The sequence below is a fragment of the Terrabacter sp. P5_B1 genome, assembly GCF_056400505.1.
Genome location: NZ_JBFULD010000001.1, coordinates 19,468 through 33,387, shown reverse-complemented (window position 1 = coordinate 33,387; position 13,920 = coordinate 19,468). Strand labels below are relative to the sequence as shown.

Annotated in this window: 3 protein-coding genes; 1 reads left to right on the top strand and 2 read right to left on the bottom strand. The window is 67.7% G+C overall.

Annotated elements, in window-relative coordinates:
- Both pglX and pglW read right to left on the bottom strand, forming a co-directional pair.
- Window positions 1–3,561 carry a BREX-2 system adenine-specific DNA-methyltransferase PglX gene (pglX, locus tag AC1DP0_RS00115; protein ID WP_478081593.1) on the bottom strand — a complete coding sequence of 1,187 codons (3,561 nt, stop codon included), beginning with the start codon at window positions 3,559–3,561 and terminating at the stop codon, window positions 1–3.
- A 2-nt stretch (window positions 3,562–3,563) separates the two neighbouring features.
- Complete coding sequence (gene pglW, locus AC1DP0_RS00110; protein WP_478081591.1) at window positions 3,564–7,829, bottom strand: BREX system serine/threonine kinase PglW; 4,266 nt, start codon at window positions 7,827–7,829, stop codon at window positions 3,564–3,566.
- 296 nt (window positions 7,830–8,125) lie between these two features.
- Between pglW and AC1DP0_RS00105 the strand changes: the two genes are divergently transcribed.
- Window positions 8,126–13,894, top strand: coding sequence for an AAA domain-containing protein (locus tag AC1DP0_RS00105; protein WP_478081589.1), 5,769 nt, complete (start codon window positions 8,126–8,128; stop codon window positions 13,892–13,894).
- Window positions 13,895–13,920: the final 26 nt, after the last annotated feature.

Genomic DNA, 13,920 nt, shown 5'->3' with positions numbered 1-13,920 from the left:
TCACGTGGTCCGTGGCTTCCGCCCGCGGGTGGCAAGCGCGGGTCGCCAGGCCTTCAGCTCGTCGATGGTGCGGCCAACCTGGAGCGCGCGGGTGCGCAGCTCCTCCTCGAGGTAGTCGGCGAGGTTGATGCCGAACGTTGCGTCATCCTCGTCGTGCCACTGCCGCACCCACGGATGGAGCTCGGCGAGACCCGCCACGAGCGGGACGAGTCGCTCATCGGCCCAGCCCTCGGCCTCGCGCTCAGCGATGACGGCAGCGAGGGCAAGCGCCTGCTGGGCGTGGTCCCAGCCGGCCCAGCCGAGCAGCTCGGTCGAGTCCGTCTCGCGGCCCGCATCCGGGTAGAGGATGAAGCGCTCCTTGGGCACGTCAAGCTTGCCGCGGTGCTGCCACCACGCCGTCTTGCGGAAGTCCGCCGACGTGTACTTTGGCGGGACCGGGATCTCGCCAACATTTTCGCCCGCGTCCTCGCGGCGCTGGAGGTCCCAGGTGTGCTCCCACGCCTCGCGCCTGCGCAGACCAGAGTCCTTGAGCCGATAGGCCGCAAGGTAGGGCACGCTCTCGCCATCCAGCAGCGCGGCGAGCTGCTGCGTGACGGACTGGTCCTTGCGTCCAGACCACAGCTCGAGCACCGACACGAGATCGGCGTCGCGAGCGACAACATCGGCGAGCTGCGCGACCGAGCGGGTTGCGGGGCGCCCTTGGGCGTCGAACCAGAAGGAGCGGTCCTCGATCCGGTCGAGCAACCAACCTCGGAGGGCACGCTCGACCTGCTTCTCCCACGGCTCGGTCGCCCAGCGCCGCTTGTACTCCGGCTTCTCGAGCAGGCGGATGAACTTGTCGGAGGCGATGAGGTCGAGGCGCCGCTGCACGAGGTCGCGGTAGTCGGACGGCCAGCACGACGGGATCTCCGTGATCAGCTTCGCCGAATGCTCGGGGTGCGTGAACCAGGTGGTGTCCTCATGGCCGGAGGCTGACCTCCTAGCCAGTGAGATCTCGAAGGCTCGCTCGCCGACTTGCAGTTCCGGCCGGTCCTCACCTCGATATATCAGGTCATCGTCCACGAGGCCGTAAAGGGCGTAAACCTCCCAGTCCAACTCCTCCTGCATTGACACGACAGCGGCTCGTGTCGAGCGCCATTTCGAGAAGTCTTCCCGAGAACTCTCTCCGATTCCGGCGGCTTGCTCTAGTAGATGCCGTGGGCGAGCGGCGTCCATTTCCTTCGACAATGCAGCAATGGCCTTGGCACTCTCCACCGGAAGCCTTTTCGGAAGCGGATAATCAGCGAGCGTCGTGCCGGTGAAGTCATAGATGTGCGTCCAACTCTGTCCCGACGTGCCCCCGCCGTGCAGCGCCCCTGCCTTCTTGTGGCTGAGTTGCTTAAGCCAGAAGCACGTAAGCGAGGAATTCAATAGAGAGGACAGTGCGGATATCTCGTCGCCCGGCACCCCTGCTGCGAACTTGATTAGAGGCGCAGATTGCTTGTATGTCACGTCGCCACTGTCCACCACGAAGTGGTTGTGGGTCGCGACCGACGCAAAAACGATTGACGTGGGCGAGGCAGCTCCGTCCAGCGGAAGCTGATGCCATTGCCACCAAGCCCGACCTGCCTGTCGGTACGTGGCGCCCGAGAACGTGGCCCGAGCCCCAAGGGAGGTCCTGTAGGGCCACAGATACTGCCCCGCTCCGATCTCATCAGGAGTTAGCAACTTTCCATTCGCATAGGGAAAGACCGCAGACACTCGCGGTTCGATCAGCCAATCTCGGACATCCTCGCCGGAGACGTTGTCACGTATGTGTCGATCGTTTACTCCATAGCCCTGCAGGCATCTCGCCGGCGCCAAGGCCACGTCATCGAAGCCGGTAACGCCAAAGAAGCCTATTCTCAGCGCGCGCTCCCCCAGGGAAGTTGCCTTTGCACGCTCCATCGTGTCGAGTAGTTCAGGCGCGCCTCCGGCCGTCAGGCTCCATGGGTGCTTCGCTAGCGATAGTCGGGAGGCGTCGCCAACGGATATCCACTCACCTTCATAAGAGGCGTCCCCAACGTGTGTCACTAATGACGACCAAACCGGCGCCAGCTCGGGCCGGGCCGGTTTCGCCGTTTCACTCCGGACGCTGCGGACCACCTTCACTTCGGAACCGACTGGCGGCTGGTTTCGGCCCGTCATAATCACTGTCGGAGTTCCATGCCCAGGGATATAGGCGCCAGACGTGTCGACTACGAGACGCAAGTCCAACTTGGGCAGAAGCTCCTCGAGCATCTTGGATCCGAATTCGCGTTTCATGAAGGAGTTGCCAGTGATCTGACCGATCCAACCAGCTGGCTGATCACCGAATGACCTGCTTGCCAGCTGAAAAAAGCGCTCCATGAAGGGGACTGTCAGCGCGTACTTGCCCTTGCAGGTCGGGTACAGCTCGCGATAGGCAGCATTGAGCTTCTTGTCCTTGACGGTGATGTAGGGCGGGTTGCCGACGACGACGTCGTAGCGTCCAGGCTCGAGGATCTTGCGCAACAACGCGAGGTCCTCGGTGTCGTAGGCGAATCCGCTGAGGGCCGCGTCGACGTCGAAGCCGTCGAACTGCATCGAGAGCTGGTGACCGCCGTGAAGCAGCGAATCGCCGGCCGCGAGGTTCACGTGAAACGCTGGGGCGTCCTCGAGAGACGTTAATTCGCTCGCCTGTAGCGCGGCGACCATGAGCCGAAAGCGGGCGATGGCGACGGCGAAGGGGTTGAGGTCAACGCCGTGGATCGCGTCGAGCGCCTTCTGCACGCGTGCCTGGATCTCCAGACCGGGCGCGTGCCGGGCCCAGCGGTCGTTGAGGCGTGCGAAGGCCCCGAGGAGGAAGTGCCCGGATCCGCACGTCGGGTCGATGATCGTGAAGCCCTCGAGGGGCCGCTCGGCGAGCGCCGGCTCCATCGTCTGGTCGAGGATGAACTCCTCGACGAACTCCGGCGTCTGGAGCAGCGCGAACGTCTTCTTCGCATAGTCGGAGAGGTCCTGGTAGAGGTCGCCGAGGAAGCGCGTCGACAGCTCGGGATCGGTGAAGTCCCAGACGAGGTCTCCTGCTTCGGTGGTCTCTCTCCAGAAGCCGATGAGCTGCTTGACCGCCTGACCGGATGGCGACACCGTCCACAGCGGCGAGTGCGACTCGACGAGGTCACGCGTGCCCTTGACGGCGCGGAGGTGGTCGACGGCCTGGAGGAGCCACTCGCGGTCGGTGTGCTCGGGGTTGCGGCGGAAGTACTCGAGCTCGGCATCGAGCGCCTCCTGCCGTCGCTCGGCTGGTCCCGCGATCCATACCGGCTTGAGCAGGCGGTTGTCCTCGCAGAAGCGGACGAAGACCGACGTCAGCACCCACGCGACGGCGGCCTGGGTGACGCGGTCGTCGCGCCATGCCTGCCACGACATGCCCGTGCGCTCACGGGCGACCGCCGACTCGTGCAGCCGGCGCCACTCGTCGAGCACATCCGGCTGCTTGGTCTCCACGCGGTCGCGCAGGTCGTCCTCGAGGGACAGCACGACCTTCTTCAGCGCCGCGGTGAGGTCAGGCGATACAGCCACGTCTACTGCTCCTTCTGTGCGGCCGCGCCCACGGTGGCGGCGCTGTCGATCCAGTCGTTGTCGAGAGCCACGTACTGGCTCGGCGCCGCGAGCGGCACGGGCCGCCCGTCGAGCAACGGCCCGTGGTTGCTGGCGAGCTGGGGCACGACGAGCCACACGGCCTGCTGGCGCGAGGCTCCGAGGTCGGTCCACTTCGCGAGGAGGCCCATGTTGTCGTACCGCGCCAGGGGCGAGGCCTCGGTCAGCAGCACCGGCGCATCGCTGCCGGAGGTTTCCAGCGCCGAGTCGACGGCCTGCTCCACCTGGCTCCACGATCGCTTGACGAGCTCGTTGAGCCCGCGCCGGCCGCGGCTTGTCTCTGACTCGGCATCTGCAGCACGCACGAGCTCCCACGGAAGGCCGGTGCGCTCGGAGGCAGCCCGCAGCGCGTCGAGAAGGACGCCGGTGACGTCGACGACGCGAGCGGCATACTGCGCCTCGGCTGCCAAGACGAACTTCGTCAGCCTGTCGGCCCGGACTCCGAGGGCCAAGAACGAGCGACTGGCGATGGACCCCTCGAGACGAGCTCCGATGGCACCCGAGACACCAACAGGCGAGGTCGTGACCGACAGGCTCGTCGGCTGGCGTGACTCGAGGCCGGTCGTCGCTCCCAGCTTGGGCGAGCGGTAGATACCGAGGCGGTCGTCGTACACGAGACCAAGCCCGGCGTCCTGCACCAAGGCGTCGAGTGTCGGGCGTTGCGGYAGCTCTGGCACAGACGGGAAGCGGACGCTGACGCGGTCGCGAATCTCGACAGGACCGAGCTGGAGGCCACCGCCGAAGTCCTTGAACGTCAGCTCCAGGGCCGCGACCTGCGTGAGGCCCCTGTGGTGCAGCTCGCCCCCACCGGTGACGGCGCCGCTTGCTGACATGGCGGCCGCGAGCTGAGCCAGGCGCATGGGGTCGGTCAGAGGGTCGGGCAGGTCCCGGTGCTGACGCACGGCCGCGGCCAATTTGGCCCGTACCTGTGCGGCGGCGACGACCCCGCGGCGTGGGTCGTCGATGGCCTGGACGAGGTGCTCAGCCTGACCGCCAAGCACTTCGGCCACCTCGAAGAGGGCTTGGTCCTCGGCGAGGAGGGTCACCTTGCCGTCGCGACGGCGCAGCCACACGGAGTCGGCCGAGCCGCCGGCCCGGTTGAGAGCACGGCGCCGCTCGAGGGCGAAGCGCAGCAGGCCGAGCACGAGTCGCTCGTCGCGGTCGTCGGACGTGCTCAGCGCCCCGACGAAGGCCTCCGCGACTTCGCCCGGCGTGGCGACGCCACCAAGGATCGTCAGGCGCGTGCTTGCGGCGTCGGCGAGAAGGTCAAGGAGCCGGCGGGTGCGGTCGTCGGAGGCCCACGCTTCCTGCAGAGCGGAAAGGATCTGCGTGCCACGAGCGGTGGTTACGGGCTCAGGCAGGTGTGCCGCCAGCTGCGCGTGGGTGGCGAAGGCCTCGAGGTCGGTGCCGACGCCAAGGACGAGGCGCACCATGGCTCCACGGTTGGGGGCACGCTTGGACGCGACGGCGGAGAGGAAGAGGTCTGCAGCCTCCGCCGGGGTTGGCGGGCGGCCGTCGAGCTCGTCGCTCTCGCGAGCGTCGCCCAGGCGCTCGCGCCACTCCTTCATCCGCGCGCTGATCTGCAGACGTGTCGCGTTGGCGACGCCCTGCATCCGCGACAGGCGGACAGGGTCGACGGTGAGGAGCTCGCCGACGGTGGTGACGGCATACGGCTCGAGCGCGGACAGCGCGCGTGCGGTGAGACCGGACTCCGCGAGCGGAGTGCTCATCATCGCCGTACGCGCCAGCTCGTCGTTGGAAGCATCAGGCTCGGTGGTGGCGTCAGCCGCGAAGATCGACAGCCACGCCGACCGCATCGACTCGGCGGTGTCGTGTCGCCTGGCTGCGTCACGCGCGAGAGCGGTGCGGAAGAAGCCCACGAGAGCCTCGGCCAGCGCCGGGTCGAACATCTCCGGCGTGACCGTGGCCTCGTCCTGCACGGCGGCCGGGTTGGCGTCGCGGTCCCCGTAGACCGGGGTGGCGCCCGTCGCCATCTCGAAGAGGACGACCGCCGCGGCATACCGCTCTGCGGCGGAGTCGTAGCGGTCGCGAGCGCCGGTGAGGAACGGGTYTAGGTAGGGCGGCGTGCCCGCTGACGTGGCAGACGCCGCCGCGCGGGTGAGCGAGAAGTCGAAGAGCACGAGGTGCTTCGTGCGGTCACCACGGTTCTCACGGACGCCGAGGTTCGAGGGCTTGATATCGCGGTGGTCGACGCCAGCCTTGTCGAGCACGACCATGCCGTCGAGGAGGTCGACGCCGAAACGCTCGAGGAGGTCGAGCGAGAGACGGGACCGGGTGCGGAGCACCTCGGTCAGGGTCTCGGCTCCGGCGTTCTCCAGCAGCAGCGCCGGGCGCCCGCCGACGACGATCGGCCCTTCGATGACCTTGACGACGCGGGGGTTGTCGAGGCTGCGCAGCACCTCGGCCTCGTCGGTGAGCCGCGACGCTGCCTCGTCGTTGAGGGCCACCTTGAGGACCCGTTGGGCCTCGCTGCCGCTGGCATGGCGGTCGATGACGAGCAAGCCCACCGCGGTGGAGCCCTGGCCGAGCCGGCGGACCAGCTCGAAGCGTCCGTCGAGCACAGCGCCGGAATGGGCCTCGAGCGGGTCCTCCTGGGCGAGGTCGCTGGCGGTCTCGCGCTCGGCCTTGGACAGCTGAGTGAGCACCGTGCTGACGTCCGGGGTGCGCTGGCTCGGCGACGGGTGGGTCGCCTTGAGCACGAGGGAGCGCAGGTCGGAGGAGATCTGCGGCAGCTCGACGCTGAGGTCAAGTCCCTGCTGAGCCTGCAGCCGCGAGATGAGCGCGCTCGCGCTCGGCGCCGGTGCGGTTCCCGTGAGCAGGTAGAAGGCGACGGCACCCAGCCCGAAGACGTCGAGGCGCACGCGGTCGGCTGCGGCGTTCCATACGCCCTCGGGTGCCTGGAACGACGCATCGATCCGGCCGTCCGCGTCAGGGGTGTCGGGGGCGGACGACGCACTCGTCGCGTCGCTCCTACGCGTGGGTGCGTGGATGCCGAAGAGGGACGTGACGCCAGGGACGGACGAGCGCGTCAACCCGTCGGCCGCGACGGTGCCGGCACCTTGCCAGTCGCCGAGGCGCACCTTCACGTCGTGCGTCGTGCCCGGGACCTCGCGCACCCACACCGCCTTCGGGGAGAGCCCGCGGTGCACGACCTTGTTGCTGTGGGCGTACTGCAGTGCCTCGCCGATCTGGCGCACCATCGACAGCTGCGTCTCAAGCGGGACGCCGTTCTCCTGCCCGGCCATCCAGAGGTCGAGCCGCTCCCACTCGGGTGCGTAGGGGTAGACGAGACCGACGCCGAGCTCGGACTCCACGAGGTCTCTTGGCTGCAGGATGCCGTCGTGGTGCAGGCGGCCCATGAGCCGGAACTCGTGCTCCGCGATGCGTCGCACATCTGCGCGCGCCGTAGTGGTGGCGCTCGGTGCCAGCACCTGGAAACGGATGCGAGCGCGGTCCTGCTGGACGACCTTGTGGGTGGCGAGCCAGTCCTGCCAGCCATCGCCTGAGTCGATCGACTCGTCCTCGATGACCCACGACCCAGCCTCACGCTGGCGCCGCTGGACGAGCCCGATCCTCGACATGAGATTCGTGAGGAGGCGCTCCTGCTGGAGGGTGATCGACCGCTTCCCGGCCGGCTCAAGCACGAGCTCGGAGATGCCCCAGAGGTTCGACTTTTCCTCGGCGCCGTCGAGCCCGTAGAGGCCCATCGCCGCCGCATCGCTGAGCTTGCTCGTGAACTGCGGGTGGTGGAGGAAGACCGACTCCTGGACGAAGGGGAGGAGATCGCGCTCGTCGGGGATGTTGGCCTTGGTCTCCTGCGCCCACGCGCGCAGCTCGTCGCGCAGCTTTGTCGCGAAGTACTGCGCCTTGCGGCGGGCCAGCTTGAGCGGGGAGTCCTCGGGACGCTTGCCGTCGCGGAGCCAGCGGTGGTCGTCGCCCCGTAGCACGCCGGAGTAGTACTTGAGCTCGATGAGGTGGAGGCGGCCCCGGCCGAGAAGCAGCAGGTCGACCTCGTGCCAGCGTCCGTGGTTGTCGCGGAACTCGAAGTTCGACCAGGCTCGGAAGGGCGTCTCGTCGGGCATGATGGCACGGACGAGCGCAAGGCCCTCGGCCTCGTGCGTGAACTGCGACGGGGACACCTCGACCCAGCGGTCATCCCCTGCCTGCACCACTGCGCTCCCTCACCTTCAGCCCTGCCCGGCCGCCGTTGGTCCGGCCGACCCCAAGAACGGTAAACCTACCGCCCCGATGCTTGGGATCCGGCAATTTGACCCGACTCGTCGCGCTCATTCACCGGATCACATTTCGGATATGTCTGGCGGCTTCGTGAACAGTGTCGCCGAAGGTGCATAAGGTTCGGCATTGACAGGGGTCGTCGTCGTGACTGCTGCCCCTCAGCACCTTCGCCTCGCTGGCCAGTTTGATGGCCTGCGGGTCGATGAAGTCCCGCAGGAGCACCTCTCACATGATCTACAACGCCGGCCTCACCGATCTCCCCGAGCGCGCCGCCCGCCTGTTCCAGTTCCTCGCGCAGGCCCAGGCCATGCGCTCGCGTCCCGTGCGCGACATCGACGACTACAAGCGCTCGGGTGCGGGTGGTCAGGTGCACTGGGTGGTGAAGGCCCCCGAGCACGCCGCGGTGAGGAGCGCGTTCCGCGACGTCGAGCCCACCGACGGGTTCCTGCTGTCGGTCGACCGGCTCATTCGCCAGGCTCCTCCCGAGGTGCCGCCGGAGATCGTGCCCTGGATCAAAGGCGACCCCGATAAAGCGAGCGTCGTCCCAGCCCTGCTCGAGCGCCGCAGGAGGGGCAAGCGGTTTGACTTCTCCACCCAGCAGGACGTCGAGGAGTTTGACCAGCTCAGCGACCATCCCGAGATCACCGCAGCCTTCGAGCGGTGGATGTCGCGGTGGCGCCCGTGGGCCGAGCGGGAGAAGGTCGACGCCCCCGTGCGCGACTACTACGCCGCGCTCTACGAGACCTTCCTCCAGGCCGAATCCCGAAACGACGAGTTCGAGCTCGTGCTCGGTGTCGGGCTCCTCTCGTGGAACCCGGGAGACCTGCACCCCACGGTGCGCCGCCACGTGTTCACATGTCCGGTCGTTGCGACGATGGACAACCGCACCGGCCGCCTTACTTTCAAGTGCGACGCCCCCACGGTCGGGCTCAGCGCCGAGCTGGAGATGCTCGAGGCGTCTCTGCTTCCGCGCGCCAGTCTGGTGCAGGAGACCCGGTCCGCAGGCGAGAGCTACGACGCCCACCCCTTCGATGCCGACGCGCTCAAGGCCCTCGCTCTCAGCGTTGTCAACAGCCTCGGCTCGCAGGGCACGTACAACGCGGAGGTCACCGCCGCACCCGGCGCCAACCCGACGATCAGTCGCGACCCCGCCCTCATCCTTCGCCTCCGGACCAACGCCGGGCTCGTCCGAATGTTCAACGACATCGCGGGCCACATCGAGACGAGCGGCATGGTGCCCGCGGGCCTGCGCACCCTCGTCGACCCCGACCAGCCGCCGCAGGCACTCACCGACCCCGAGCCTGGGGCGCTCCAGGTCGTCGACGGCGAGACGTTCTCGCCGCTCCCGCTCAACACTGTGCAGCGCGAGATCATCAACCGCGTCGACACCCATGCACAGACGCTCGTCAAGGGCCCGCCCGGCACCGGAAAGACGCACACCGCCGCCGCGCTCCTGTCGCACCTGCTCGCCCAGGGCAAGCGCGTCCTCGTCACGGCGCACACCGATCGCGCCCTCGAGGAGGTCCGCGGCAAGCTCCCCAAGGGCATCCAGGCCCTCGCCGTTTCGGTCATCGGTGCATCCCGCGCCGAGCTGACCGAGCTGAAGACCGCGGTCGAGACGATCGCGCACCGAGCGCAGAACTTCAACGCCACGGCGAACAACGACGAGATCGACCGTCTGCTCGGACGCCTCGACGACCTCGGTGCGCGGCGTAGCGACCTCACCTCGTCATTGGTCCGCGCACGCGAGGCCGAAGCGGTGCAGCGCAGCCACAGCACCTATGACGGCACCCTCTCGACGATCGCTCAACAGCTGACCGCTGAGCAACCGCGGTTCGAGTGGATCGCCGCGACCATGCCAGCACTGCCCGGAAAGGTTGCGCCACTCACCGACACCGAGGCCCTCCGCTGGCTCGCGCTCCTGCGTGACTCGACGCTCGACGAGGACGCGCCCGAGAGCCGCATGCGCCTCGTCGACCTCGAGCAGGTCCCCACGCCCGAGAGCTTCTTGGCCCTCGTGGACCAACAGCGCTCTGCGGGCGACGTGCGTTCCGCGCACTCGGAGCTGCTCTCCCTCGAGGCCGCACGCGCAGTCGAGGCGATGCCGTCGGCCGAGCGGCACGACCTGCAGGCGCGCATGCGCCGGGTCATCCAGATGATCGAGCGGCTCGAGCAGTCTCGCGAGGAGTGGGTTCGTGACGCCCTCAGTGACATCCGGGCTGGCGCTCCCCAAGTGTGGGACAACCGTGCCACGCACGTGCGTGCACTGCTAGAGCGGCTCGACACACTCACCGCGCGACTCCCGCTCGGCACCGATATTTCCTACACCGGTGACCTCGGCACGCTCACGGCCCTCGCCGAGCACCTCACGGCGTTCCTGTCGGGCGGCGGCGCGATCAAGACCAACCCCGACGGCACCGCGAAGATGGGCCTGCTCACGCCCGGCGCGGTCAAGCAGTCACGTGCGCTCTTCGAGTCCGTCCGGGTCAACCGCCGCCAGCCGACCACGACTGATGCGCTCGACGCGTTCCTCGCGCACGTTGAGGCCGAGAGCATCCTCGGGCAGCTCGACCGCGCGTGGCCGGCGGCCGTCCAGATCCCCGAAGAAGACACGATCGGCGAGCGGGCCGCGTGGCACGAGACGCAGGTGAGCCGCCTCGCGCTGGTCCTTGAGCTCGGTGCAACGCTCATGGCCGAGGAGGAGTCACTCGCGAGCGTCGGACTAGCCCGGCCCGACTGGACCGACGTGCAGCAGGTGCTCGACTACGCCCGCCTCGTCGACGCCGCGGCCGCCGACGAGGCCTGGCGGAGCGCGACCAAGCCGATCGAGGCGCTCACCACGATGCTCGGCACCATCGCCGCTTGGCCCGACGCCGCGCCCTGTGTGCGCGAGCTTCGTGGCGCCGTCGTCGACACCGACCACGAGGCCTACGCCGCGGCGCGACGCCGGATCCACCGCCTTCACGAGGTCTCAGCGCAGCTACGTGAGCGCGAGTCGCTGGGCCAGCGGATGCACCTGTCTGCCGGGGTGCTGGCGAATTCAGTGGAGAGTGACGCCGCCGACGCTGCCTGGCCCGACCGGCTGACGTCACTGACCGCGGCGTGGAACTGGGCGACCACCCGGTCGTGGCTCGTGGCTCAGGACAGTACCGACGTCAACGACGTGCAGGCGCAACTCACTGCGCTCGAGTCGGAGATCCACAACTGCGTAGCAGCGGTGGCACAGCACCGGGCCTGGGGCCACGCCGTGAGCCCCTCGCGCCTGCCTGCGTCGGCGCGCGCCGAGCTCGTGCACTACTCCCAGTTGGTCAAGAAGCTGGGCAAGGGCACCGGAAAGAACGCGGCGCTCGTCCAGGCGGACATCCGACGGTCGATGGACCGCTGCCGCTCGTCCGTGCCGGTGTGGATCATGCCGATCTACCGCGTTGCGGAGCAGCTGCCTGCCGAGGAGGACATGTTCGATGTCGTACTCGTCGACGAGGCATCCCAGGCGGGACATGAGGCGACCTTCCTGCAGTACCTCACCAAGAAGATTGTCGTCGTCGGAGACGACATGCAGGTGTCCCCAACGGCTGTCGGCGTCGACACCGACAGCCTCATCAAGCTGGCCGACCAGTACATCCCCGACCATCCACACAAGGGCACGTGGGCCGATCCGAAGCAGTCCTTCTTCAACGAGGCCGTCAAGCGGTACGGTGGTCAACTGACGCTCGTGGAGCACCGCCGGTGCGTGCCCGAGATCATCGAATTCTCGAATGCGGTCGCCTACCGGCCGAACAACGTGGAGCTGATCCCGGTCCGTCAGTACGGCGCGCGGCGTCTCGACCCCATCAAGGTCGTCCATCTTGCAGATGGACAAGAGCACGGCGCCAGCAACAAGACCAACCCAGTTGAGGCCCGAGCCATCGTCGACCAGATCAAGGCACTCCTCGAGGACCCGCGCTACGACGGGCTCACCTTCGGAGTCATCTCCTTGGTCGGGGCCGCGCAGGCCAAGCACATCTTCAAGCTGCTGCTCGCCGAGATCCCCGCCGAGGAGTGGAGCGCTCGCGATATCCGGGTCGGAGACGCCGCCGACTTCCAAGGCTCCGAGCGCGACGTGATGCTCCTGTCCATGGTGTCCTCGGCGGGCGAGGATATCCGTCTCGGCGCGCTCAACACCGAGATGTACCTCCAGCGCTTCAACGTTGCCGTGTCACGCGCCAAGGACCAGCTGTGGCTGTTTCACTCGCTGACGCAGAACGACCTCAAACTGAAGGATGACCTGCGCTACCAGCTGCTGGAGTACTGCTACTCGGTGGTGAACCGAGCTCCCGAGCTCGACTCCCAGCCGTCAGAGGTCGCGTCGGAGAGCCTTCTGGAGGCAAGCTTCGAGAACCTCTTCCAGCAGCGGGTCCACAACCGGATCGTCGAGCGCGGCTACACCGTCGTGCCCAGCTACGCCTCGACCGAGGGTCTCCTGGACCTCGTTGTCGTGGGCGCCTCAGGGCGGCTCGCCATCGAGTGCCAAGGCGACACGTGGGGCGGCGAGAGCTCGTACTCGGCCGAGCTCGCGCGCCAGCGGGAGCTCCAGCGATGCGGGTGGCACTTCTTCCGCGTTCGCGAGTCGGCCTTCTACCTCGACAGCGAAGCCGCGCTCAGCGGACTGTGGCCACTCCTCGACGAGCTCGGCATCCTGCCGTTCGACGAGTCAGCCGAGGCGGCAGCTGAGGCGGGCGACGCCATAGGTGGCGCTGCAGTCGCCGCCGCCGGCGATGACTCACCCACCGCCGAAGGGAGCGATGAACCAGACGCCGATGCCGATGACTCATACGCTGCCTCTGCGGGGGTGCCTCACGACGATTCAGTCACCGTGTCGCTCATGGCACCGGACGCTGGAGCTCCCGCCCACGACTGGAGCCTGTTCGACGACACCGATGGCGACGCCGACGAGGACGAACCTGAGCTAGGCGAGGTTCTCGCCTATACCCCGTTCCGGGGCACCGTTCCAAAGCTCACGGGCAGCTCGCTGCAGGCCATCCACGAAGGTCTCATCGACATCATCCGGGTGGAGGGCCCAGTCACCGGCGACCGCCTCCAGGCGGCCTATGCCGAGGCAGGGTTGCTCGGTCGGCCCGGCAAGCAGGTCGCCCAGCTGCTGAACCAGGCTATCTCCCGTGCAGTCCAGAGCAAGGAACTGGTGGAGGACGATCCCCTCTCCGCTGGGGGCGTCAAGCGCAAGACCTACCGTCTGCCCAAACAGCCGCTGGTCCGGCTCCGGCACCTCGGCCCTCGCTCGTACGATCAAGTTCCGCCCCGCGAGCTAGCCGAGCTGCTTCGGGTCGCGGACAGCCGGTTCGAGTGGGACACGCAGGGAGAGCTCTACCGCAATGCCGTCCGCCTGCTCGACCGGCGGTCTTTGACGGACGAGGCACGGTACTGCTTCGACCGGGTCCGCGACCTGGCCTTCGGTGCGCCCGCAGCGGAACAAGCCGACGTGCATGGAGACGTGCCTAACGGCGGCCCAGTCGCCCTTACTCCAGTCGCTGTCACCGTGTCGGACGTAGATCAGGCGCCCGACGCCACAGGAGGTCAGTCCACCGCGAGTCGGCCCGCTACCTGGCGTCGCTACGGTCGCGACCCGGAGGAGTGGGTGACGCTCGTCGACGAGACGCTGAGGCTTCTCCGCGCGACGGCACGCGAGCGTGGAGCGCTGACCTATACGGAACTCAACACTCGCCTTACCGAGGAAACCGGCCTTCGGACATTCGACCTGCGGACTGACATAGGACGTCACGCCATTGGGAGCCTTCTCGAGGATGTGACGCGCCTGGACTACCCGAAGTCGGGAGTCATGCTGTCGGCACTTGTGACGTTGAAGGGGCGGGCCGACGTTGGTCACGGCTTCTACAGCCTCGCCCAAGAGCTGGGCCTCCTTTGTGCGAAGGCCAGCCCTGAGGACAAGGAAGCATTCTGGGTGGGTCAAGTTTCGCAGAGTCACCAGCTCGTCGACATTTAGCCAATGGGTCTGGCTGCCTCTCGGCA

Bases quoted from the DNA above. Each gene is read 5' to 3' on its own strand.
- AC1DP0_RS00105 (WP_478081589.1), top strand. From the start codon at position 8,126: ATGATCTACAACGCCGGCCTCACCGATCTCCCCGAGCGCGCCGCCCGC.